Source organism: Streptomyces sp. NPDC088261 (genome assembly GCF_044740805.1).
GTDB lineage: Bacteria > Actinomycetota > Actinomycetes > Streptomycetales > Streptomycetaceae > Streptomyces.
Genome location: NZ_JBIURL010000015.1, coordinates 39649 through 63157, shown reverse-complemented (window position 1 = coordinate 63157; position 23509 = coordinate 39649). Strand labels below are relative to the sequence as shown.

21 protein-coding genes are annotated in these 23509 nt (G+C 71.3%); 11 read left to right on the top strand and 10 right to left on the bottom strand.

The features are described from left to right. Positions 1-39 precede the first annotated feature (39 nt). On the bottom strand, positions 40-1038 hold the full coding sequence (locus ACIODU_RS25770; protein ID WP_401770104.1) for an alpha/beta hydrolase: 999 nt from the start codon (positions 1036-1038) through the stop codon (positions 40-42). Positions 1039-1380: 342 nt separating this feature from the next. Beyond that, positions 1381-1794 carry a nuclear transport factor 2 family protein gene (locus ACIODU_RS25765; RefSeq protein WP_401770102.1) on the bottom strand — a complete coding sequence of 138 codons (414 nt, stop codon included), beginning with the start codon at positions 1792-1794 and terminating at the stop codon, positions 1381-1383. A 103-nt stretch (positions 1795-1897) separates the two neighbouring features. On the opposite strand from ACIODU_RS25765, the gene ACIODU_RS25760 reads away from it, so the two are divergent. Continuing rightward, on the top strand, positions 1898-2338 hold the full coding sequence (locus ACIODU_RS25760; RefSeq protein WP_401770100.1) for a MarR family winged helix-turn-helix transcriptional regulator: 441 nt from the start codon (positions 1898-1900) through the stop codon (positions 2336-2338). On the opposite strand, the gene ACIODU_RS25755 is transcribed toward ACIODU_RS25760, so the two are convergent. Continuing rightward, on the bottom strand, positions 2304-3242 hold the full coding sequence (locus ACIODU_RS25755; protein WP_401770098.1) for a helix-turn-helix transcriptional regulator: 939 nt from the start codon (positions 3240-3242) through the stop codon (positions 2304-2306). The genes ACIODU_RS25760 and ACIODU_RS25755 overlap by 35 nt on opposite strands. Positions 3243-3400: 158 nt before the next feature. Between ACIODU_RS25755 and ACIODU_RS25750 the strand changes: the two genes are divergently transcribed. Together ACIODU_RS25750 and mptB are read left to right on the top strand one after the other, a co-directional pair. After that, the gene (locus ACIODU_RS25750; RefSeq protein ID WP_401770096.1) at positions 3401-4243 is read left to right on the top strand and encodes a class I SAM-dependent methyltransferase; all 843 of its coding nucleotides are present in this window, start codon (positions 3401-3403) and stop codon (positions 4241-4243) included. A 113-nt stretch (positions 4244-4356) separates the two neighbouring features. After that, positions 4357-5823, top strand: coding sequence for a polyprenol phosphomannose-dependent alpha 1,6 mannosyltransferase MptB (mptB, locus tag ACIODU_RS25745; protein ID WP_401770095.1), 1467 nt, complete (start codon positions 4357-4359; stop codon positions 5821-5823). A 118-nt stretch (positions 5824-5941) separates the two neighbouring features. Here the strand turns inward: mptB and ACIODU_RS25740 are convergent, their stop codons facing one another. Further along, positions 5942-6652 (bottom strand): hypothetical protein, encoded by a 711-nt coding sequence (locus ACIODU_RS25740; protein ID WP_401770093.1) that lies wholly within the window; start codon positions 6650-6652, stop codon positions 5942-5944. A 134-nt stretch (positions 6653-6786) separates the two neighbouring features. Here ACIODU_RS25740 and ACIODU_RS25735 point away from each other — a divergent pair, with 134 nt between their 5' ends. Further along, positions 6787-7218, top strand: a complete 432-nt coding sequence (locus tag ACIODU_RS25735) for a PPOX class F420-dependent oxidoreductase (RefSeq protein ID WP_356421600.1) — start codon at positions 6787-6789, stop codon at positions 7216-7218. 64 nt (positions 7219-7282) lie between these two features. Here ACIODU_RS25735 and ACIODU_RS25730 read toward each other — a convergent pair whose 3' ends face one another. After that, positions 7283-7720: an organic hydroperoxide resistance protein gene (locus tag ACIODU_RS25730; protein ID WP_401770091.1), complete on the bottom strand. Its 438-nt coding sequence runs from the start codon at positions 7718-7720 to the stop codon at positions 7283-7285. A 182-nt stretch (positions 7721-7902) separates the two neighbouring features. Between ACIODU_RS25730 and ACIODU_RS25725 the strand changes: the two genes are divergently transcribed. Then, a complete protein-coding gene (locus ACIODU_RS25725; RefSeq protein WP_401770089.1) occupies positions 7903-8403 on the top strand; it encodes a MarR family winged helix-turn-helix transcriptional regulator in 501 nt (166 codons plus the stop codon). A gap of 29 nt (positions 8404-8432) precedes the next feature. On the opposite strand, the gene ACIODU_RS25720 is transcribed toward ACIODU_RS25725, so the two are convergent. The 5 genes from ACIODU_RS25720 to ACIODU_RS25700 all read right to left on the bottom strand — a co-directional run bounded on the left by ACIODU_RS25720 (position 8433) and on the right by ACIODU_RS25700 (position 12638). Beyond that, positions 8433-9587, bottom strand: coding sequence for an oxygenase MpaB family protein (locus ACIODU_RS25720; RefSeq protein WP_401770088.1), 1155 nt, complete (start codon positions 9585-9587; stop codon positions 8433-8435). A gap of 205 nt (positions 9588-9792) precedes the next feature. Next, entirely contained in the window at positions 9793-10155 is a 363-nt protein-coding gene (locus tag ACIODU_RS25715; protein WP_401770086.1) for an STAS domain-containing protein, read from the bottom strand. Beyond that, positions 10152-11456: a PP2C family protein-serine/threonine phosphatase gene (locus ACIODU_RS25710; RefSeq protein WP_401770263.1), complete on the bottom strand. Its 1305-nt coding sequence runs from the start codon at positions 11454-11456 to the stop codon at positions 10152-10154. Before ACIODU_RS25710 ends, ACIODU_RS25715 begins: the two co-directional genes overlap by 4 nt. Next, on the bottom strand, positions 11456-12259 hold the full coding sequence (locus tag ACIODU_RS25705; RefSeq protein ID WP_401770084.1) for an alpha/beta fold hydrolase: 804 nt from the start codon (positions 12257-12259) through the stop codon (positions 11456-11458). The genes ACIODU_RS25710 and ACIODU_RS25705 overlap by 1 nt, the downstream gene beginning before the upstream one ends. 208 nt (positions 12260-12467) lie before the next feature. Continuing rightward, positions 12468-12638: a hydrophobic protein gene (locus tag ACIODU_RS25700; protein WP_356421619.1), complete on the bottom strand. Its 171-nt coding sequence runs from the start codon at positions 12636-12638 to the stop codon at positions 12468-12470. 343 nt (positions 12639-12981) lie between these two features. Here ACIODU_RS25700 and ACIODU_RS25695 point away from each other — a divergent pair, with 343 nt between their 5' ends. The 6 genes from ACIODU_RS25695 (at position 12982) to ACIODU_RS25670 (ending at position 23342) form a co-directional block, all read left to right on the top strand. Beyond that, positions 12982-13986 (top strand): LacI family DNA-binding transcriptional regulator, encoded by a 1005-nt coding sequence (locus ACIODU_RS25695; protein WP_401770082.1) that lies wholly within the window; start codon positions 12982-12984, stop codon positions 13984-13986. Positions 13987-14252: 266 nt separating this feature from the next. Beyond that, positions 14253-15590, top strand: a complete 1338-nt coding sequence (locus tag ACIODU_RS25690; RefSeq protein WP_401770080.1) for an ABC transporter substrate-binding protein — start codon at positions 14253-14255, stop codon at positions 15588-15590. A 7-nt stretch (positions 15591-15597) separates the two neighbouring features. Then, positions 15598-16545 (top strand): sugar ABC transporter permease, encoded by a 948-nt coding sequence (locus tag ACIODU_RS25685; protein ID WP_356421628.1) that lies wholly within the window; start codon positions 15598-15600, stop codon positions 16543-16545. Positions 16546-16607: 62 nt separating this feature from the next. After that, a complete protein-coding gene (locus ACIODU_RS25680) occupies positions 16608-17414 on the top strand; it encodes a carbohydrate ABC transporter permease (RefSeq protein ID WP_327238385.1) in 807 nt (268 codons plus the stop codon). 74 nt (positions 17415-17488) lie between these two features. Further along, complete coding sequence (locus ACIODU_RS25675) at positions 17489-20218, top strand: alpha-mannosidase (protein ID WP_401770078.1); 2730 nt, start codon at positions 17489-17491, stop codon at positions 20216-20218. A gap of 124 nt (positions 20219-20342) precedes the next feature. After that, the gene (locus ACIODU_RS25670) at positions 20343-23342 is read left to right on the top strand and encodes a glycoside hydrolase family 2 TIM barrel-domain containing protein (RefSeq protein WP_401770077.1); all 3000 of its coding nucleotides are present in this window, start codon (positions 20343-20345) and stop codon (positions 23340-23342) included. Positions 23343-23509: the final 167 nt, after the last annotated feature.

The following is a 23509-nucleotide window of genomic DNA, read 5'->3' as shown; positions in this document are numbered from 1 at the left end:
GTCGACCGTCGGGCTGTCCCGCCGTCGGACGCTCAACGGTCACTCGACCCCCGTACGTTCCCCTTGCGTACGGTCCCCTTGTCGGTCCACCGGCGCCGGCGCCCCCAGCCAGCTCCCGAAGAAGTCGGCCAGCTCGGCCACCGCCGGGGTGACGTACGTGTCTTTGTCGTACAGGTCGACATGACTGGCGCCGTCGATCCGGCGGAGCCGTTTGGGCTCCCGCGCGTCCGCGAACGCCTCGGTGGTCATGTGCGAGGTCACCGCCTCCGTTCCGACGATCATGAGCAGCGGGCGCGGGGCGATCAGCGAGATGAAGCGGAACGGCTCGAAGGGCACGATGCGGTCGACGCTGTTCCAGGTGAACGACGTCGCCGAACGCGGGTGCCGCGCGCGGTCGGTACGGTAGTACTCCCAGCCCTCGAAGGCGTGTTGCCCCAGCGCCCTGGCCTCTTCCTCCGTGGCCGGAAAGATCGGGAACTCGCCGGCACCCCCGCCCCGGGCCTCGGCGGTCCGGGCCGCGGCGGCCGCGTCGAGCATCCCCTGGACGACCGCGGGGTCCTGCGTACCGTCGGCGCCCTCACGGAACTGGCGGCCGACATCGGCGGCGCTGACGGTGGCGACGGCCCTGATCCGGTGGTCGGTGGCGGCGGCCGGGACGACATAGCCGCCGGAGGCGCAGATCCCGAGAGCGCCGATCCGGTCCGGGTCCACCTCGGCGCGCGTACTGAGGAACGAGACGGCGGCCTTGATGTCCTCGACACGGTGGGCGGGGTCCTCCAGACCGCGCGGGGTGCCTTCGCTCTCGCCCTGGTGGGCGGCGTCGAAGGCGAGGGCGACAAACCCCTCGCGGGCCAGGCGCGCGGCGTACAGGCCCGCCGCCTGCTCCTTGACGCCGCTCGCGGGGTGACCGACGACGATCGCCGGCAAGGGGTTACGGATCCCGTCCCCCGAGGCGGAGGCGGTGACAGGGCCGTCCGGGGTGTGGAGGTGGCCGGCGAGCATCAGCCCGCCGCTGGGGAAGGTGACGTCTGTCCTCATAATGATCTTCTCCGAGCTTGTCCGGACCGGGAGACCGGCGGCGCGTGCCCCGGCGGGCGGAGCAGCCGTCCACCGGCCTCCCTCCACTGTCACGCCGTGGCGGGCGGGGTGCCAGGGAGGGTGTTGCCTATGCGGACCAGTACAAGGCACGGCCCGGCACCGGAAAGCCGGAGAGAGCCGGCGGACCCGCACCGGACCGGGGCGGACCGCGGCCCGGTCAGCGCACGGGCGTGCCCCCCGTACGACCAGTTCTGCCCGAGCACGCCCTCCCGCTCGCCACTCACGCGAATCGCGTCCCTCCCGCGGGCGGACACCCGCGTCGAGCACGGGCGCCCCTGCCCCTCACTCCTGACGCGTCCAGATGACCACGGTCCGCGACTCGCGGATCCGCCAGCCGGCCGGCGTCCGGACCACGGTGCAGACCACGCGCAGGCCGCTGGACAGGTGGGGTGCCCCGCCGTCGCGGGAGAAGTGGACGAGGGAGTTCGCGGAGGCCGCCGCCCGGTCGCCGTCCACGTCCACCAGCAGGTCGGTGGTGAGGTGCTGGGTGCGCTCGCCGTCGGCCCCGGCCCGGCGCATGAAACCGACGAGCGTGTCGAGGCCGTGGACCTCGCCCGAGCGCGGCGAGTGGGCCGTCACGTCGTCCGTGAAGACGGTGTCCGCGTCGTCCCACCGCTTCTCGTCGAGCAGGAGCGCGAAGCGGGCGAACAGGTCGGCTATCTCGATACGGTCGGCGATCACGGTGGTGGTGGACAAGGGGTACCCTTTCGTTGGCGGGTCCAATGTTGGCAGGTCCAACATTGGCGCGGCCAACCCTACAGACATTCATTGGCGCTGCCAACGATGTAGGCTGGCTGCCGTGGAAGAGACCCCCGCGCACCTGACCGCGAAGCCGAGTTGGCTGCTCACCCAAGTGGCGGTGTACGCGCACCGGTTGGCCTCCGACGGCTTCGGCACGGTGGGCGCGCGCGGATACCACTACCGGATCCTGGCCGCGCTGGACGAGTTCGGGGTGGCCAGTCAGGCCGAACTGGGCCGCCGGTGCAGCATGGACCGCAGCGACGTCGTGGCGGCGATCAACGAGCTGGCGGAGCAGGACTGCGTCGAGCGGACGCCCGACCCGGACGACCGGAGGCGTAACCAGGTGACGCTCACCCCTGCGGGACGCCGGCAACTGGGACGGCTGGACCGAGCGCTCGACGGGGTGCAGGACGACCTCTTGGCCCCGCTTTCGGCCGAGGACAGGCAGACCTTGACCCACCTGCTCAGTCGACTGCTCGCGCATCACCAACGCGCCTAGGGGATGTTTTGCCGATCGGGCCGGGCTCGTCGGCAGGACGCCCCCTGGATCCGCTGTCGGTCCAGTGGAGGAGGAAGTGGAGCGCTTCCTCGGCGGGGCTGCCGGGTGGCGCGGTGTACGTGATCAGACGCTGGTCGGGCTCGGCGTCGACGGAGAGCTGCTGTACGTCGAGGGTGAGGGTGCCCACCACCGGGTGGCGGTAGGTCTTGGTCAGCTCTCGTGGCCCCCGTACCCGATGGCTTGCCCACCAGGTCCTGAAGTCCGGGTCACGGACGCTGAGTTCACCCACCAGCGCGGCCAGGACGGGATCGTCGGGGTTGCGGCCCGCCTCCATCCGCAGGACCGCGACGCACTCACGCGCGACGCGGGGCCAGTCCGCGTACAGGGAACGGAACGCCTCGTCGAGGAAGGTCAACCGGAACAGGTTGCGCTCCCGTGGCGGCAGTGCGCCGAAGTCGGTCAGCAGGGCCGCCGCGGCGGAATTCCAGGCCAGGACGTCCTGCCGCCGCCCGAGGACCAGGGCCGGGATGCCGGGCATGCCGTCGAGCAGCCGCAGCAGCCGCGGATCGACGCGCTGCTCGGCCGGCTGCCGCGCGAGGGCGGCCTGGGTGACGTCGGCCACCGCGAAGAGGTACGACCGTTCGTCCGGCGCCAGCCGGAGCGCGTCCGCGAGCGCGTCGAGGACCGGGCGGGACACCCGGCGGGTCCTGCCCTGCTCCAGCCGGACGATGTAGTCGGGACTCACATGGGCGAGTTGCGCCAGCTCCTCCCTGCGCAGACCCGGCACCCGGCGCGGGCGGCCGTCGTCCGGCACACCCGTCCGGCGGGGGTCGAGCGCGGCGCGGCGCGCGCGCAGGAAGTCCCCCAGTTCGTTCCGGCCAGGTGCGTCGCCGTGATGCTTCATGGTTCCAGTCTGCGCCGGGTCGGTGCCGTGTGCCTGGTACTGGTTCGCATACGCACCACCCCCGGCGCCCCACGCCGGCGCTGTGGAATCATCGCGGTGGCGGGGGTGGCACGTCGGTGCCCGGAAAGGCGCACGGGTACGGAAGGGGCGCGGGCGGCATGCCTGAGGGCTGGGAGTGGGACGAGACGCTGTTCCTGGGGTCGGCCCCGTACTACTGGCGGGGGAGGCTCCCGTACGCGCCCGGACTCCCCGGCGTACTGGCCGAGACCCTGGGCCTCGATGGCCGGGGACGCCTTCTCGACGTGGGATGCGGACCGGGCACCGTCGCCCTGAGCCTGGCGCACCTGTTCGGTGAGGTGGTCGGTGTGGACCCGGACCACGGCATGGTCGCGGAGGCCGAGCGGCGGGCGGGCGAGGCGGGCGTCTCCACCAGGATCCGGTGGGTCCGGGCCAGGGCCGAGGAACTGCCGGCGGGCCTGGGGACCTTCACCGTCGCGACCTTCGGCCAGTCCTTCCACTGGATGGACCGCGATCCGGTGGCGTCGGCCGTCAAGGACATGCTCGTACCCGGCGGGGCCCTCCTGCACATCGCGGACCTGAAGACGGAGACCCGGACCGCCGACGGCCTGCCCCACCCCGCGGTCCCGTACGCCGCCGTCACCAGCCTGACCGGGCGCTACCTCGGGCCGGTCCGGCGGGCGGGCCGGGGAGTGCGCCCGCACGGAACACCCGGCGAGGAGGCCGCCGTACTGGCCCGCGCCGGATTCGCCGGTCCCCGGCGGCTCGTGGTGCCGGGCGGCCAGGCGCTGGTCCGCACCCGCGAGGACGTCGTCGCGTGGGTCTTCTCCCACTCGTTCTCCGCACCCCACCTGTTCGGCGGGCGCCGCGACGCCTTCGAAGCGGACCTCGAACGGCTGCTCCGGGAGGCCTCGCCGTCCGGTCGGTTCTCCGAACGGGGACCGAGCACCGAAGTCTTCGTCTGGCGCAAGCCGGGGCCGTGACACCGTCGATCCGCGGCCGCGCGAAGCGGTGTCCGGAATGGGCCGGGACGGCGTCCACGAAAGCGTGAAGCATCGCGCGTTCGTTCGACGAAACTTCGGTAGGTTGACCGGTCATGTGGGCAATGAGCGCTGTCGGATGCCGTCGGCTGGGTGCGGTCGGCTCCGCCGCGATCGCCGCGGGCGGCTGGGTCGCCGGAGCACTGCCGGCCCGGGACCCGTGGGGGCTGTGGGTACGGCACGGCTCCGCCGTCGGCGTCACGGGCGCCGTCCTCGCGTACCTGGGGCTGACCCTGCTCGTCGTGGCCTGGTGGCGGTACGGCAGGACCGCGGCCGGCGTACGGGACACGCTGGTCACCCTCGCCTGGTGGGTGACCCCGCTGCTGCTCGCGCCGCCCCTCTACAGCGCCGACGTATACAGCTACATCGCCCAGGGCGCGATGGTCCTCGAAGGGCACGACGTCTACACGGCCGGGCCGTCGGTCGTCGACCCCGGCGGCCTCGGCGGCGACGCGGCCGCGAGCGTCGGGGGCAACTGGACCGACACCCCCGCTCCGTACGGCCCGTTCTTCCTGATCCTCGCCCGAGGCGTGACCTGGGCGGCGGGCGGGGCGATCGTCCCCGCGGTGCTGGGGATGCGCCTGCTCGCCCTCGGCGCGCTCGTCCTGATCGTGTGGGGGCTGCGCCACCTCGCCCGGGAGCACGGGCGGAGCGAGAGCGCCGCTCTCCGGTACGGGGCGCTCAACCCGCTGCTGCTCATCCACGTGGTCGGCGGCACGCACAACGACGGCCTGATGATCGGTCTCCTGCTGGCCGGCGTGGTGTTCGCCCTGCGCGGGAGGTGGATCGCGGGCAGCGCGCTGGTCGGGCTCGCCATGATGGTCAAGTCCCCTGCCGCGCTCGCCCTGTTGTTCATCGGCGTACTCGTCGGCAGGGCGGCGACGGGCCCCCTCGTACGCCGGACGGCGAAGGGCCTGCTGGCGCCCGGCCTGGTCGCCGGATCGGTCGCCGCCGCGGTGACACTGATCGCCGGCACCGGCTTCGGCTGGCTCAGGACCCAGAGCGTCGCGGGCGGCATACACACCCCGCTGTCGGCCACCAGCGACCTGGGTCTGGGGCTCGGGAAGGTGCTGCACCTGCTCGCCGGCACCGATCCTGACGTGATCAAGGGGGCCGTCCAGACCCTGGGCCTGGCGGCGGCCCTCGCGCTGATCGCGCACCTCGCGTGGCGGGCGGCGCGTGACCGCCCGGACCCGGTCCACGCGCTCGGGCTCGCGCTGCTGGCCCTGGTCGCGCTCTCCCCGATGGTGCAGCCCTGGTACCTGCTGTGGGGCACGACGGCGATCGCCGCCACCACCTGGCACGGCCGGACCGGCGGCGTACTGACGGTGCTGTCGGCGGCGCTCGTGTATGAGACCCATCCCTCGGGGAGCACTCCGCCGTTCGGCTTTGTCCTGGCGGGTGTCGTGTGCGTGATCGGTACGCGACTGGTGCTCCGCGAACCGGCCGCGTCGCACGACGCGCACGTACCGGGCCCGCGCCGCGCGGCGGACGACGTGGTCGAGGCGGCCGGGAGTACGTAGACGACGGGGATCCCGTACGGAGAGGGCGTACGAGACGCGGACACCGCGCACCCACGGCTCCCGTACGGCGGACAGCGCGGGACGGGCCTTCATCCTTCAGGCGCACCCCGCACACCCGTCAGCGGGAGTCGCCCCGGTCGAACGGGCCTGTCTCGGGCACCCCGAATCCCTCGACGACGGTCCTGGTGCCGTCCGCCGTGCCCTCCAGCGCGAGCCCGCTGCCCATGAACCGCAGGTCCAGGAAGAACCGCGTGGTCGCGCCGGACCGCTTGAGGCCGTGGATGCGGGTGTCGATGTATCCGAGATCGTTCAGGGCTCTCCTGACCCGGGCAGGAGTGGGATCCGCCAGGTCCGAGAGCGCCCGGCGGACGCGCTCCTCGTGGAGGTGCCTCTCGCACGCGTCCGTACCGCTCAACTCCGTTCCCCGCTCGGGCATCGGGACGGACGGAAGACCGGACGGGGCCGCGCCGACCGGCAGCGTGCCCGGCGGGCCGCTCCGGGGTCTGTCTCCACCGGGGATCGCGTCGTCCCCGGCCGGGCCGTCGGACGCGCACGGCTTTGCGACCGCGGTGAGCATCCTCAGGAAGGCCACCTCCGGATCCGGCCCGGACGAGGCGGCCTCCGGCCCGGGCGACGCGGCGTCGGGCCGCACCCCGGCCGTGTCGGCGGACGCACCCCGTGGGCCCGCGGCGCCCGGCTTCGCGGTGCCGCACGCGGCCAGTGCCAGCGCGGCGAGAGCGGTGACCGCCAGGGCAGGCCCCGCGACGGCGAGCCGCGAGCGGCGCGGGAAGGGGGCAATCGTTGTGGCCGGTACGGGAGTTCGCGTCATGCGCCCAGTCTTCGGCCGGGCGGCCGCCCGCACATGAGCACGCGTACTCACGTCCCTGAAGGCAGTCGGGTGACAACCGCCCGACGGCTGCCCGACCCGGAATACGTGGCGTCCGGTCACGGGTTGCAGTCGCCATGACCGACACACTCTTCGACCCGTACGAGCTGCTCGCGCACAGCAGGCTCGGCGTCCTCGCGACGATCAAGTCCGACGGCCGCCCCCAGCTTTCGCCCGTCATGCCGTCATACGATCCGGACGCCGGCGTCATCCGCGTGTCGACGACCGAGAAGACCGCCAAGATCGCGAATCTGCGCCGGGACCCGCGAGCCACCCTGGAGGTGACCAGCCAGGACGGCCGGTCGTGGGCCACCGTCGAGGGCACGGCCACCCTCGTCGGGCCGGGGACCGACCCGCACGGTCCCGAGGTCGAGACCCTTGTGGACTACTACCGCGCGGCGGCGGGCGAACACCCGGACTGGGACGAGTACCGGGCGGTGATGGTGTCCGACCGGAGAATCCTGATCACGATCTCCGTGGACAAGGTGTACGGCACCCGAATCGGCTGACCGGGACGGGCCGGCCGGGAAGAGACCCCCGACCGGCCCTCCCCCGGCGTGGACGACGCGGAACTCAGGCTATGACGAGGTCGACTTCCACGTTGCCGCGGGTCGCGTTGGAGTACGGGCACACGTGGTGCGCCGCGTCCACCAGCTGACGCCGCTGCTCGGGGTCGAGGCCCGGGAGGTGGATCTCCAGGCGGACCGCGATGCCGAAGGCGTTGTTCTCGATCGGGCCGAAGGAGACGGAGGCGTCGATCGACACGTCCTGCGGCACCCTGATCTTCAGCTTGCCGCCGACGGCCTTCAACGCGCCGATGAAACAGGCGGAGTAGCCGGCGGCGAACAGCTGCTCGGGGTTGGTGCCGGGGCCGCCGGAACCGCCCATCACGGCGGGTGTGGACAGGCTGACCTCCAGGGCGCCGTCGTCGGTCCGGCTGACGCCGCCCTCACGCCCGCCGGTGGTGTGGGCGTGCGCCGTGTAGACGACCTTCTCGAGCTTGTTGACCATGGTTCTGCCACTTCTCTCAGAGGATCCCGCAACGCGCGGGGGCGGCGATCCGCTCCGCGTACGCAGAAAGATAGTACGCAACTGAGTAGTGCACAACCAAAATGGCCGCACCGTCCTCGCTCGCGTCCCGCGACGCCGTCCGGAAGGGCGGGGCGGGCCGCCCGCCTGCGTAGACTGGCCGCATGGGTGGAGAAACGTCACCAGGCACCAGGGCCGAAGCCGCAGACACCGGCGACGGCCTCGTCCTCGATCTCCAGCTCTGCTTCGACCTGCTCAAGGCGTCCAGGGCGTTCAGCGGTGTGTACCGGAACCTGCTCGGCGCCACGGGCCTGACCTACCCTCAGTACCTGACGATGATGACGCTCTGGGAACACCGCGAGATGCAGGTCAAGCAGCTCGGCGAGGTGCTGCGGCTCGACTCCGGGACCCTGTCCCCGCTGCTGAAGCGGCTGGAGGCGGCGGGCCTGGTGACGCGGGAGCGCAACGCCGCCGACGAGCGCTCGGTGACCGTCCGCCCCACCGCCGACGGCAATGCCCTGCGTGAGCGGGTACGGCAGGTGCCGGCCCAGATCATGGCGGCCACCGGCCTGAGCCCGGCCCAGGCGGCGGACCTCCGGAACACCCTCCGTACCCTCACCGCGTCACTGGACACCGCGGCGCACCCGCACGGCACACCGGACTGACACCCGCGCCCCGGCGGCCGGGTCGGACGTCAGCGGTTGTCGTGCAACTCCTCGTGCATCTGCGGCTGGTTGTCCTGGTCATGCGTCAGCGCGAACTTCTGCACGCCGTTGTACCCCCGGGACGCGATGCCGAGAACCTCCTTGTACGGGTTGACCCCCACGGCCTTCTTGGCGCCGCCGCCCAGCAGCCCGCCGCCGACCGAGCTGACCAGACCGTGACCGGTCGCCAGCGGCTCGGCGGCCACGCCGAGAACGCTCCTGGGCAGCCCGGCCATGTCGGCGTACGTGTCGGTGAGGGCATGGCGGACCATCGCGAAGAACGCGTCGTGCACACCCGGCGGGTAGAACTTCTTGTAGAACTCGACGGCCTGCGCCGTCATGAAGACGCCGTCGTCGGTCTTCTTCCACTCCTTGTCGCGTTCCTGGTTCCACAACGCCGCGACCTGCTCCGCGTCCTTCGGCAGCAACCACTTCTCCTCCGTGCCGAGATAGTGGTTGACGTAGTGCCAGGCGCACATGAACCCGTTCGCGTCGTCCTTCGCCACGTCGACGCCCAGCCGCTCCATCGCTTGCAGGATCTGCGTGGAGAACACGCAGGCCGCGCCGGTGGTGTACTTCTGCGAGACGGGCTCCCCCCACGTGGCGTAGTCCCACTCGCCGCTCCTCTTGTGCAACTGCCGTACGGAGGCGTGCACCAGGCGCACCTTGGTGACGTTCGCCGCCAGCGTTCCGTCCCGCATCGCGTTCCTGTCGCCCATGTCGAGGAACAGCCGGGAGGACTGCGACAGCCGCCGCCCGGGCCCCTCGACGCCGCCGAGGCGGCCGGTGGAGCGCAGGGTGAACGCGCCGGCGGGGGAGAGGTACGTACCGATCAGGCCCACTGTCCCCTGGAGCATGGTGACTTCGCCGTGGTGGTGGGCGAAGAAGCTCTCCGCCGCCTTGACGTCCGCCTCGGACCAGTCCGGCGGCGGGGCCGACGCCTCCTTGAGGAACTCGGCCAGCCTCGGCGGGAGTGCGGAGAGATCCTGCCCGGGCTTGAGCGTTCCGACGGTACGGAACAGGGCGTTGACCCCGTCGATCTCCTTGTTGTCGATCAGCTCGGACACCAGCGTGTCGGCTTTCGGATCACCGACCTTGTTCGCCGCTTCCAGTTCCGCGGCGATCGTCGCCGTTGTCAGTGCCACAGCAGGGCTCACATTCGGGGTACGGGGCTCGCGCCGCACCGGTCACCCGGGTCGACCCGGATCGGCGGGCGGCGGCCCGGCACGGAGCGCCGGGCACCAGCATGCTCGCGCCCGCCCCGAGAGCCCCATAACCCCCTCCGGCGAGGGAATCGTTTCCCCCTCACCCGAACGGCCGGTGCCGCCGGCGAGGGCGAGCCGGGCCGTCTCAGGAGCCGGCCGCCCCCCGGATCCAGGACTCGGTGGCGTCCTGGACGGTCGGGTAGGAGGGGAGGACCGGTTCGAGACCGACGAGGCGCAGGATGCGCGCGACGTGGTCGGGGACGGCCGCCAGGGCGAGCGTGGCCCGGGCCGCGAGGGCGTGGTTGCGGGCGGCGATGAGGACCGTGATGCCGCTGGAGTCGCAGAAGGTCAGGCCGCCGAGGTCGATCAGCAACTGCTGGCCCGGCTCCAGGACCAGGGTGGGGAGGAGGTCGCGGACCCGCGGGGCCGAGTCGTACGCCAGGTCACCGGCGAGTTCGAGGACCGGGCCGGCCGTGGAGCCGCGGGTGCGGACGCCGAGCGGGTTCACCGGGCGTCCTCGGTGCGGGGGAGGGGCACGCTGATGGCCAGGAGGGCGGTGTCGTCGTCCAGACCCTCGCCGAAACCGTCGAGAACACCCGTCAGGTGCGCGAGGGCGGAGGGCGCGGTCGTGGGCGCCAGCTCCCGGCCGAGGTCGAGCAGCGCGTCGTCGCCGAAGCGTTCGCCGTCCGGGGGAGTGCGGGCCTCGGTCAGGCCGTCGGTGTACAGGAGGAGGGTGTCCCCCGCTCCCAGACGGACGGTGGTGGCGGCGAAGTGGGCGTCGGGGATGACGCCGATGAGCTGCCCTCCGGGAGTGGGCAGGTAGTCCGCGGACCCGTCCGCGCGCATCAGCAGGGCGGGCGGATGACCGCCGCCGGCGAGCGTGACGTGGAAGCCGCCGCTGTCGCCGTCCGGTGTGAGGACCCCGAAGATGGCGGTGCAGAACCGGGGGTCGTGGCCCTGGTACTCATGGTTCAGGACGGTGTTGAGGTTGGCGAGCACGGTCGTGGGGGCCGGGTCGTAGACGGCCGCGGCGCGCAGGGTGTAGCGGGCCAGGGAGGTGACGGCGGCCGCCGCGGCGCCCTTGCCGCACACGTCGCCCAGGAACAGGCCCCACGTTCCAGGAGTCAGGCCGAACAGGTCGTAGAAGTCGCCGCCGACCAGGTCGGCGGAGGCGATGCGGTAGTGCGCGGCGACCTCCAGCCCGGGCACCGGGGGCAGGGCCGGCGGCAGAAGCGTCTGCTGGAGTGTGGCGTTCAGGCGTTGGAGCCGTTCGCGTTCCAGGTCGGACTCACGGCGGGCCCGCAGCAGTTCGGTCTCGTACGCACGGCGGTCGCGCGCGTCGAAGACCGTGGTGCGGATGAGCAGCGGCTGCCCGTCCTCGCTGTTCTTCACCGTGGAGGTGACCAGGACCGGGAGGCGGCTGCCGTCGGCGGCCTTGAGTTCCAGCGCGATTCCGCTGATCTCGCCCTGCATGCGCAGCAGCGGGGCGAAGTGGGTCTCGTGGTAGAGCCGGCCGCCGACGGTCAGGAGGTCGGCGAAGCGCCTGCGTTCCACGACCTCCTCGCGGCGGTAGCCGAGCCATCCCAGCAGGGTGCCGTTGATCTTGGCGATCTGCCCGTCCAGCAGGGTGGAGAGATAACCGCACGGAGCGTTCTCGTACAGGTCCTCCGCACTGTCCTCCAGCAGGGACGCGAACAGGGCCCGCTCGCTCCCGCCGCGCTGCCGGTCCCCGTACCCCTCCCCGTTCTCGTCGTCGTCGCCGGCTCCGGACCCGGACCTGCCGGGCGCGGGATCCCCCGTCTCGCACATCATCGGACGTCCCGCACGAACGCGGTGATGGCGGCGGCGGTGGCCTCCGGGGCGCTCAACTGGGGGCAGTGGCCGGTCGCCTCCAGTGTGACCAGCCGGCTCCCCTTGATCCGCGCCTGCACGAAGGCGCCCACCCCGGTCGGGGCGATCGCGTCGTCGGAGCATTCCGCCACCAGAGTGGGGACACTCACCCCCGGCAGGTCGGCCCGGTTGTCGGAGCGGAACGTGGTGTGGGCGAACGCGCGCGCGATGGCGGGATCCGTACGGCAGAAGCTGTTCGTCAGCTCCTCGCCCAGCTCGGGACGCTCCGGATTGCCCATGATCACCGGCGCCATCGCCCCGGACCAGCCCAGGTAGTTGCTGTCGAGGGATTCCAGCAGCTCGTCGATGTCCTCGGCGCTGAACCCGCCCCGGTACTCACCGTCGTCGAGGTAGCAGGGTGAGGGGGTGAGCAGGACCAGCTTCTCGAAAAGTTCCGGCTCCCGGTTCGCGGCGAGCACGCCGATCATGGAACTGACCGAATGCCCGACGAACGTGACAGGTCCCAGACCGAGTTCGCGGCAGATTTCCAGAACATCCGTCGCATAACCGTCCAAAGACGCATACCGCTCGGGGTTCCAGGCGGTCAGATCCGATCGCCCGGCACCGACGTGGTCGAAGAGGACCAGACGGAAATGCTCCGCGAGAGCCGGCACCACCAGACGCCACATGTTCTGGTCGCACCCGAAGCCGTGCGCCAGCATCACCACAGGACCGTCCTCGCGGCCGGTGACCACTACGCGGTTCCTGCTTCGTATATCCATTCGCCACCCTCGTACGTACCGGAATACCGGCGGCGAACGTCGCGCCGCTTCGTCTTCCACGGCGGGGCGTAATTGAATGCCCCGCCATTCCTGTGCCGAGCCCGGCGGTTCTGTCCAGCCGGCCCGGGAATTCCAGGCTCACGCACCACATGGGTGGGGCCCCGGCGTCGTTGACGGGGCCCCACCCATGTGGTGCGAGAAACGCTGTCTACCAGCGGTACCAGCGACCTCGCTTGCCGCCACCGCCCGCGGGCCGGACGACAAATCCGAGCACCCAGACCACCAGCACGATGATGGCGATCCACCACAGGATCTTGAGTGCGAAGCCCGCGCCGAAAAGAATCAGGGCGAGCAGAAGAACGAGAAGCAGGGGAACCATAGTTATCAACCTCCAGGACAGCGTGTGCCCCCGGGCGATCACTCCACACCTCCCGATCCCACGTTATTTCTCCGGCACGCGGAGTTGTCGCCAGGGCGTGCCCGTAAGGGAAAGGAATCACGGATCGGACTCATTCATGTCACGTCCGCGGTTGCGATTCCGAAACGAAATCATCACGGCGGGGCGGTCGACCGTACGAACCGTCTCCTCGCGCGCGGCCGGGTGCCCCGGGCGGGCCCGTGAAGCAGGCGTGACGGAAGCGAAAGGGGAGGCCCGACGGCGCGTCGGGCATACTCGGGCCCTGCGGGCCACGTCGGCGCCCGCGAGCAGCGGGAGGTGCGCGATGGTGTCACCGTCGAAGTCGGAAACCCGGAGGGTGACCATCCATGATGTCGCCCGCTCGGCCGGAGTGTCCCGCCAGACCGTGTCACGGGCGCTGAACGACAAGGCGGAGATCGACGGCTCCACGAAGCAGCGTGTGCTGGACGCGGCACGTGAACTGGGCTACCGGCCGAGCCGGTTCGCGCGGGGGCTCGTACGGCAGGACACCACCACCATCGGCCTGGTGATCCCGGACCTGCTCAACCCGTTCTTCACCGAGGTCGCCGCCGCGGCCCTGGAGGCGGCCCGGGCCCGGGGATGGCACGTGGTCGTGTACGACACCGCGGACCGGGCCGAGGAGGAACTCGGCACGCTCCAGGTGATCGGCTCGCAGGTGGACGCGGTGGTCGGCTACTTCAGCTGCTCCGAGAGCGACCTCGACCGGTTCACCCGGGGCATGCCGATGGTCCTCATCGGCCGCGAGCCCCGCATGGGACGGTTCAGCTCGATACGGATCGACGGCGAGGGCGGCGTCCACGCCGCGATCGCGCACCTCGTCGCCCGGGGCCACACCCGGATCGGCATGCTCGACCACGACAACCGCGCCGAGCCCAGCGTCCGGCGGGTCTGGTTCACCGCGGCCGCCGCCGCCCACGGCGTCGACCCCGGCCTGGTGGCCGGCGCCGCCCAGTCCGCCGACGGCGGGGGAGCCGGCCTCAACGCCCTTCTCACCGCCCACCCCGAGGTCACCGCGGTCTTCACCTTCAACGACATCGTCGCCATCGGCGCCCTGCGGGAAGCGCGCCGGATGGGCAGGAGCGTCCCCCGGGACCTCGCGGTGATCGGCTTCGACGGCCTCCAGCTCGGCGCGCTCGTCGAACCTCCGCTCACCAGCGTCGCGCTCGACACCCGCCAGCTCGGCGCCCTCGCGATCGACCAGGTCGGGCGCCTGCTGACCGGCGTCGACTCCCTGGACGCCGACGAGCTGGTCGTCCGGGCCGAGCTGAGACCGGGCGGTTCCGCGTAACCCCCCGGACGTGTGCTTGACCCGAATGTCTTGACATACATCCAGACCGGAGCGCAAACTTCCGGAAAATTCACGGACTTCCGTGAACGTTCACGTGAGCGCTCACGCGAACCGGATGTGCCACTCCCGCCACGTCGTTCGACGCTCGGTCCGACGCCGTCGCGCCGGGGACCACACCCGCGCATTCCAACCAGAAGGCATCCCGTGCCTTGAGGTGTCAACGTCGACGCGTCCAGCGCTGGAGCTGGACACTCTGGAAGGAAATCATGAGAAACACCGCCTCGCGCGTCCGCCTGGCCGCCGTCGCAGCGGCAGCGGGCATCGCCGTGCTCGCCGGCTGTTCGTCCTCGGACCAGCAGGACAACTCCTCCGCCGCCGCCTCCTGCGAGCCCGCGAAGGGCAAGGTCACCCTCCAGTACTGGAACACCGTTCCCGGCATGGACCAGGTCGTCGCTCTGTGGAACAAGCAGAACCCCGACATCCAGGTTCAGACGAAGAACATCTCCAACGACCAGTACGGCACGATCAGCAACGCCCTCAAGGCGGGCAAGGCGCCGGACCTCGCGCAGGTCGGCTACGACGAGCTTCCCAACCTGCGCACCCAGAACGCCTTCGTGGACGCGTCGGCCTGCTCCGAGGCCACCGCCGCCAAGTCCAAGTTCGTCCCCTGGACGTGGTCGCAGACCAGCTTCGCGGGCACCGGCGTCTTCGCCCTCCCGCAGGACACCGGCCCGATGGCCCTCTACGTGCGCAGCGACATCTTCAAGCAGCACGGCCTCGCGATACCGAAGACCTGGGACGAGTACGCGGCGGAGGCGAAGAAGCTGCACGTCGCCGACCCCAAGCTCACCATGACGTTCTTCGACCCGAACAACGCCGAGTGGTTCAACGGCCTGCTCTGGCAGAACAGCGCGGAGATGTACTCCTACTCCGGTGACAAGTGGCACGTCACCGTCGAGTCCCCGCAGAGCAAGCAGGTCGCCGACTACTGGCAGAAGATGATCGACGACAAGCTCGTCCGCACCGACCTCGCCAACGGCTCGACCCAGATGTACGCGGCGTACCAGCAGAACCAGATCGCCAGCTACGTCGGCGCCGCCTGGGGTTACAGCATGTTCCGCGACAACCTGCCCAAGCAGGCCGGCAAGTGGACGATCGTCCCGATGCCGACCTGGGGCACCAACGCCGCGTCGGGCGACTGGGGCGGCTCCACCGTCGCGTTCATGAAGGGCGGCAAGCACCTCTACGAGTCGGTCAAGTTCAACACCTGGCTGAACACGAACCCGGAAGCCCTCGCGCTGGAGAACAAGCTCGGCGGCCTCTACTCGGCGTCCCCCGTCGGCACCGGACTGCCCCAGCTCTCCGAGGGCGTGCCGTACTACAACAATCAGAAGATCTTTGACGTCTTCGCCGAGTCGTCCAAGAACATCGACACCAGCTTCACCTGGGGCCCCACCCAGAAGACGGTCAACCTGAGCCTCCAGGACGCGATGGCCAAGGCCGCCGCCGGCCAGGGCACCCTCGCCGACGCGCTCAAGACCGCCCAGGCGACCGCGCTGAAATCGATGAAGGACCTGGCCATCCCCGCCCAGGCAGGCAAGTGACCGCAGCATGACCGACACCGAAACCCGCGTGATACGCGTGGTGGCGGCGCCCCGAGGCGCCCGCCGCCGTCCAGGCGGCGGGCCCCGGGCGGGCGTCATCACCGCGTTCCTGACCCCGTTCTTCCTCCCGTTCGTGCTGTTCTACCTGGTGCCGGTCGGGTACGCGATCTGGCAGAGCTTCCGGGTCGTCCGCCGCACCGGAGGCCAGTACGGCACGTCGTACACGACCTTCGGCGGCTTCCAGCAGTACGCGCACGTCTTCGAGAACACCGAGTTCTGGTCCAGCGTCGGGCGCATCGGGCTCTTCGGCATCGTGCAGGTGCCGGTCATGCTGTTCGTCGCCCTGATCATGGCGCTGCTCCTCGACACCCCGCTGCTGAGGCTCAAGTCGTTCTTCCGCATCGCGGTGTTCATGCCGTACGCGGTGCCCGGCGTCATCGCCGCGATCATGTGGTCGTACCTCTACTCGCCGCAGCTCAGCCCCGTGGTCGACCTGCTGAACGGCATCGGGCTCCACCCGGACTTCCTCGGTCCCGGCGCCGTGCTGTGGTCGGCGGCGAACATCTCCACCTGGCTGTGGACCGGCTACAACATGCTGATCATGTACTCGGCCCTGCAAGCGATCCCGCAGGAGCTGTACGAGGCCGCCAAGCTCGACGGCGCGAGCAACTGGGCCATCGCCTGGCAGATCAAGGTCCCCATGATCGCCCCGTCGATCGTCCTCACCACGGTGTTCTCGATCATCGGCACCCTCCAGCTCTACGCCGAGCCGGCCGTGCTGCGCCAGATCTCCTCGAACATCTCCAGCACCTACACCCCGAACATGCTCGCGTACGCGGTGGCCTCGGGGAACAACTACCAGCAGGCGGCGGCGATCTCCGTGGTCATCGCCCTCATCACCTTCGTCTTGAGCTTCGGGTTCATGCGGCTGACGTCGAAGAGGGCCGGACTGTGAACAACCTGATCGTGAGCGACAAGCCCACCGTCCGCGAGAGCAGGGCGAGCCGCACCGCGGTGATGGCCGTGATGGTCCTCCTGACCATCTACTTCCTCCTGCCGGTCTACTTCCTGATCGTCGCGGCGACCAAACCGCAGGGAGACCTCGCCTCCACCAACGGCCTGGCCTTCTCCCACTTCAACCTGTTCAGCAACCTGCACACCCTGTTCACCCGCAGCGACGGCATCTTCCTCCAGTGGGCCCTGAACAGTGTGATCTACGCGGTGCTGGGCGCGGCCGTCGGCACCCTGGTCTCCGCGCTGTGCGGCTACGCGCTCGCCAAGTTCCAGTTCCGCGGCCGGGAGTTCCTCTTCTCCGTCATCCTCGGCGGCGTCCTGGTCCCCACCACCGCCCTCGCGCTCCCGCTGTTCCTGCTGTTCTCGGCGACCGGGATCGTCAACACCTACTGGGCCGTGTTCCTGCCGAGCATCGTCAGCCCGTTCGGCGTCTACCTGGCGCGCATCTTCGCCTCCGCCGCCGTACCCCAGGAACTCCTGGAGTCGGCGCGCCTCGACGGCGCGGGAGAGTTCCGTACGTTCTTCTCCGTGGCCTCCCGGCTGATGGCACCGTCCCTGGTGACGATCTTCCTCTTCCAGTTCGTCGCCATCTGGAACAACTTCTTCCTGCCGATGGTGATGCTCCAGAAGGAGTCGCTCTTCCCCGTCACCCTCGGCCTCTACACCTGGAACGGCCAGACGGCCAGGGCCCCGCTCCTCCAGCAGTCCGTGATCACCGGCTCACTGGTCTCGATCGTGCCCGTGATCATCGTCTTCATCCTCCTCCAGAGGTTCTGGCGCACCGGGCTCGCCACCGGCTCACTGAAGTGACGGCGTAGCCCGAGCACCCGCCACGCCCCGACGCACCCCTCTCTCCGCACCCGCCGACAGAAGGTCCCTGACCCATGCAGAATTCCGCCGTCTTCGTGCCCCATTTCCACTGGGACCGGGAATGGTACGAGCCTTTCCAGGTCTTCCGGCACCGGCTCGTGGCCGCTCTCGACACCGTGCTGGAGACGGCCGAGGCCGACCCGGACTTCCGGTTCACCGTCGACGGGCAGATGGCCGCGATCGAGGACTACCTGGAGATGCGGCCCGAGAACCGCGACCGGCTCGCCGCCCTGGTCTCCGGTGGCCAACTCGCCATCGGTCCGTGGCTGATCCTCCTCGACGAGTTCCTCTGCTCCGGCGAGACCGTCGTACGCAACCTCCGCATGGGATGGGCGGCCGCGGCGGAACTCGGCGGCTCGATGCCCCTCGGCTATCTGCCGGACATGTTCGGCCACATCGCGCAGATGCCGCAGATCCTGGCCCGCGCCGGAATCGAGCACGCCGCGCTGTGGCGCGGAGTTCCCGGCTCCGTCCAGGGCCACGCCTTCCGCTGGCGCGCCCCCGACGGCTCCGAGGTGCGCACGGAATTCCTCTTCGACGGGTACGACAACGGGCTCGACGTCCTGCTGGTGCCCGACGAGATCGGCCGGGCCCTGGGCCAGTACGCGGAGGCGACCGCGGGCCGCTGGGGCGCCGACCCGCTGCTCGCGATGGCCGGCACCGACCACAACGCGCCCGACCCGCGGCTCGCGGCCTGGCTCCGCCGCGCGTCGAGCGACGAGCGCGCCATCACCCTCGCGACGCTCGACGAGTACATCCGCGAGCACGCGCGCGACGAGGTCTCCACCGTCGTCACCGGCGAACTCCGCAGCCACGTACGGGGCAACATTCTCCCGGGTGTGCTGTCCGTACGGCTCGGGCTCAAGCAGCGCATGGCCGTGGCCGAGCGCACCGTCGACCACGCCGAGCGGATGAACGCCCTGTGGTCCCGCCGCGACGACACGCCGTTCCTCACGCTCGCCTGGCACAAGATCATCGAGTCGGCGGCCCACGACTCGGTCGTCGGCTCCGGCACCGACGAGACCTGCGACCAGGTGGACGCGCGGCTCGCCGAGGCGGCGCAGACCGCGCGGGCCGTACGGGACGCCGCCCTCGCCGAGGCGGCCGCACTGGTGCCGAGCGACGGCCATCTGGTCGCCAACCCGCTGCCGTTCGCGCGGACGGCGGCCGTCGAGGTGGACGTCGTCGCCCCGCCCGAGGGGCAGGTGCTGGCGGCGACCGCCGCCGACGGCTCCGTACGCCCCGTGCAGCTCATCTCCCAGGCCCCGACCGTGCTCAGCGACGAGCGCATGGACGCCTCCCAGCTCGAACGGGTGCTCCGGCGCATCCACCGCCGCGAACTGTTCGGCCGGCTGATCGACACGTACGAACTCACCCCCGGATCCCTGGTCTTCCACCTCGCCGAGGTGCCGTCCAGCGGCCCCTTCGACCTGATGATCCTGCGCGGGAAGGTCGCGGAGGCGGCCGCCGCGCACCCGGGGGAGTGGCGGGTCCTGACCCTGGAGGAGCCCCGCGCGACCGCGCTCGCCCTGGTGGACGTCCCCGCCTCCGGCCTCGCGGGCTTCCGGGTCGCACCCACCGACCGGGCTCCCGTCCTGCCGGCGGAGTTCGTCCCCGCGACCGCGACGGACCGCACCCTGGCGAACGGCCTGGTCGAGGTCGCCGTCGCCGCCGACGGCACCCTGGACGTGACCGGCGCCGACGGCACCGTGCTGCGCGGTGTCGGCCGCCTGGTCGACGGCGGGGACCGCGGCGACAGCTACAACTACGGCCCGCCCGCCCAGGACGTCCTCGTGTCGGAGCCCACCGAGGTCGCCGTCGAGGTCCTGGAGAACGGCCCGCTGCGGTCCAGGACCCGGATCACCCGGGTCTACGCGTGGCCCGCCGCGCTCTCCTCCGACCGTGATGTGCGCAGCGCCGAGACCGTACCGACCCCGGTCCACACCCTCGTGGAGGTACGGGCGGGAGAGCCGTTCGTACGGGTCTCCACCTCGTTCCTGAACCGCTCCGCCGACCACCGGCTGCGCTTCCACGTACCCCTGCCCGAGCCGGTGACCGGGTCCGCCTCCGCCGGCCAGTTCGCCGTCACCCGGCGCGGACTCACCGCCGAGGGGGGCTGGGGCGAATACCCGATCCCGACCTTCCCCGCCGAGTCGTTCGTCTCGGCCGGCGCCGCCCACGTCCTGCTCGACCACGCCTCCGAGTACGAAGTGGTCGGTGAGGGCTCCGAACTCGCCGTCACCCTCCTGCGCGCGATCGGCTCGATCAGCGTCAACATCCATCCGTTCCGCGACGAACCCGCCGCGACCGAGATCGCCGCACCGGGCGCGCAGGACCTCGGCCTGCGCGTCGAGAACCGCTTCGCCGTCCTGCCCCCGGCGGCCGGCTGGCAGCAGGCGAACGCGGTCGCCCTCGCCGACCTCTTCCGCAACGACGTACTCGTCACCCGAGGCACCGCGCCCGCCGGGGACCGGCTGCCCCCCGACGCCACCGGCCTCCGGGTCGACGGCACGGACGTCTCCGTCTCGGCCGTCCGCCGCGTCACCACCGAGGACGGCGGCACCGGCACCGAGGTACGGCTCATCGCGATGAGCGACACCGGAGCCGGCGCCCGGGTGACAGGCGCCTTCACCGAGGCCACCACCGTCGACCTGCTCGGCCGGCCGCTCTCCACCACACCGGCCGCGGACGGACTCGACCTCGCCCTCGGCCCCTGGGAGATCCGCACGGTCGTCGTCCGCTAGACACCCGTAACCGTACGAAAAGAGGCGCACCGCCGGTCCGGTGCCCAGGGTCCGCCGGACCCCGGGCGCCCCGACCGGTGGACGCCGCCACCCGTCCCTCCGCCATCGAGAAAGTTGTGACCTCGTGCCCTCCCCCCCTTCCGGGTATGTGTCGGACACCGCGCCAGGGCGTGGCGCGCTGCGTGCGGCGCGCTCGTGGCTCCACTCCGACGTCCCCTCCCTCTCCCTGAACGGACCGTGGCGGTTCCGCCTGTCGCCGACGGCGTCCGCGGCGGAGGACTTCGCGGCCGAAGGCTTCGACGACCACGGCTGGGACGACCTCCCGGTGCCCTCGCACTGGGTGCTCCACGGCGACGGGGCGTACGGCCGGCCGATCTACACGAACGTGCAGTACCCGTTCCCCATCGACCCGCCCCACGTCCCGGACGAGAACCCCACCGGCGACTACCGCCGCCACGTCGAGGTCCCCGCCGCCTGGACGGAGGCCGACCGGGTGGTGCTCCGGTTCGACGGCGTCGAGTCGCTCTTCCGGGTCTGGGTCAACGGCGAGGAGATCGGCGCCGCCAGTGGCAGCCGGCTCGCCCACGAGTTCGACGTGACCTCGTCCGTACGCCCCGGCGACAACGTCGTCGCGGTGCGCGTGCACCAGTGGTCGGCGGCCAGCTACGTCGAGGACCAGGACCAGTGGTGGCTGCCGGGCATCTTCCGGGACGTCACCCTGCTGGCCCGCCCGGCCGGCGGCGTCGAGGACGTCTGGCTGCGGACCGGGTTCGCCGATGGGCACGGCAGGATCGATCCGGAGGTCACCGCCGGCGCGGCGGCCTTCCCCGTCACCCTCCGCGTCCCGGAACTGGGCGTCGAGCGGGTCTGGGCGACGCCGGCCGACGTGACCCCGCTCGACCTCGGAGCCGTGGAGCCCTGGTCGGCCGAGCGGCCGCGCCTGTACGACGTCACCGTGTCGAGCGCCGCCGAGAGCGTCGCCCTGCGGATCGGGTTCCGTACGGTCGAGATCCGCGGCGACCGGTTCCTCGTCAACGGCCGCCGTGTCGTCTTCCACGGGATGAACCGCCACGAGACCCACCCCGAGCGCGGCCGCGTCTTCGACGAGGAACACGCCCGCGAGGACCTGGCCCGGATGAAGCGCTTCAACGTGAACGCGATCCGCACCAGCCACTACCCGCCGCACCCCCGGCTGCTCGACCTCGCCGACGAACTCGGCTTCTGGGTCGTCCTCGAATGCGACCTGGAGACGCACGGCTTCGACCAGACCGGCTGGACCGGCAACCCGAGCGACGACCCGGCGTGGCGCGACGCGTACCTCGACCGCATCCGGCGCACGGTCGAACGGGACAAGAACCACCCCAGCGTGGTGATCTGGTCGCTCGGCAACGAAGCAGGGACCGGCGGCAACCTCGCCGCGATGTCCGCCTGGGTCCACGCCCGCGACGCCGGACGGCCCGTCCACTACGAGGGCGACCACACCGGCGAGTACACCGACCTCTACTCACGCATGTACTCCTCGGTGCTGGAGACCGAGCAGATCGGCACCGACGGCTCCCGCGCGCCGCTGCTCGACTGCACCCCCGCCCAGGGCGCCCGCCAGCGCACCAAGCCGTTCCTGCTCTGCGAGTACGCGCACGCGATGGGCAACGGACCGGGAGCGCTCGACCAGTACGAGGCGCTGACGCACCACCACCCGCGCCTGCACGGCGGCTTCGTCTGGGAATGGCGCGACCACGGCATCGCGACGACCACGCCGGACGGCACTCCGTACTTCGCGTACGGCGGTGACTTCGGCGAGGTCGTCCACGACGGCAACTTCGTGATGGACGGCATGCTGCTCAGCGACGACGTCCCCACCCCGAGCCTGTACGAGTTCAAGGCCGTCGTCCAGCCGATCCGCTTCACCTTCGGCGCCGGCGGTACGGACGACGAGGGGGCCGGCCATGTGGAGATCACCAACCTGCGCCACTCCGCCGACACCTCCGACCTGCGCTTCTCCTGGCGCGTCGAACACGACGGAACGCCCGCCGCCTCCGGACACCTGGAGGTCCCCGTGGTCCCGGCCGGCGGATCGGCCCGCGTACCCCTCCCGCCGGTCCCGTTGGCGCGGGACGCGGAAACGTGGCTCACCCTCGACGCGGCCCTGGCGGCCGGGACCGCCTGGGCGAGCGAGGGGCACGTGCTCGCGACCGCGCAACTGGACCGTACGGCGCCCCGCCCCGTCCCCGCGGTCCGCCTCCGGACCGATTGGCGGCCGGGCGACGGGACGCTGGCCCTCGGCATCGCCGAGTTCACCGGCGGCTCCCTGACGCGCCTGGCCGGGCGCCCGGTGACGGGCCCGCGGCTCGAACTGTTCCGCGCCCCGACCGACAACGACGAAGGCACGTCAGGAGAGATCGAGGAGAGCGACGCGAGTGTCGCCGGAATCTCCCACGCGGCGCTCTGGCGCCGCCACGGGCTCGACCGCCTCACCACCCGGCGCGTCGAGGTGGCACGTACCCCGGACGCCCTGCGCACCCTCGACAAGGTCTCGGCGGCCAACTCCGCCCTGTCGGTGATGGTCGAATCTGTCTGGTCCCTGGCGGACGGCGCACTCGAACTGCGCGTGGAGACCAGCCCGTCGGCCGGCTGGCCCACGGTCTGGCCGCGCGTCGGCGTACGGTTCGACCTGCCCGACGGTACGGTTCCGGTCGACGGGGCCGACTGGTTCGGCCTCGGCCCGCGCGAGTCCTACCCCGACAGTCTGCGCGCGGCCCTGACCGGCCGCTTCTCCTCCCCCCTGCGCGACCTCTCCGTCGAGTACGCGCGCCCGCAGGAGACCGGACACCGGTCCGCACTGCGCCGGTTGACCCTGACGAGCGCCGGCACCGGCGTCCTGAACGTCACCACCCTTCCCGACACCCGGGGCCGCCGCCCCGGCTTCACCCTCAGCCGCCACACCCCGCAAGAGATCACGCGGGCGGCGCACCCCCACGAGCTCCCGGACTCGTCGACGACGTACCTGATCATCGACGCGGCCCAGCACGGCCTGGGCTCCCGCGCCTGTGGTCCGGACGTGTGGCCGGAATTCTCCCTGCGCCCCGAGGCCCGCACGATCAGACTCCGCTTCGAGGCGATCTGACGGGTCCTCACTCCCGCCCACCGCCGGGCCCTGTCGTGAGCGACGGGGCCCGGCGTGTGTCGATTCGGTTGCGGCACGCGGTGACGCCGACGCCGGCCGGCGGGTGCGTCGTTGGACCGGGCATGGAGATGTCCGCGCTGCCTGGCGGGGGAGAGGGTTCGGGCGCC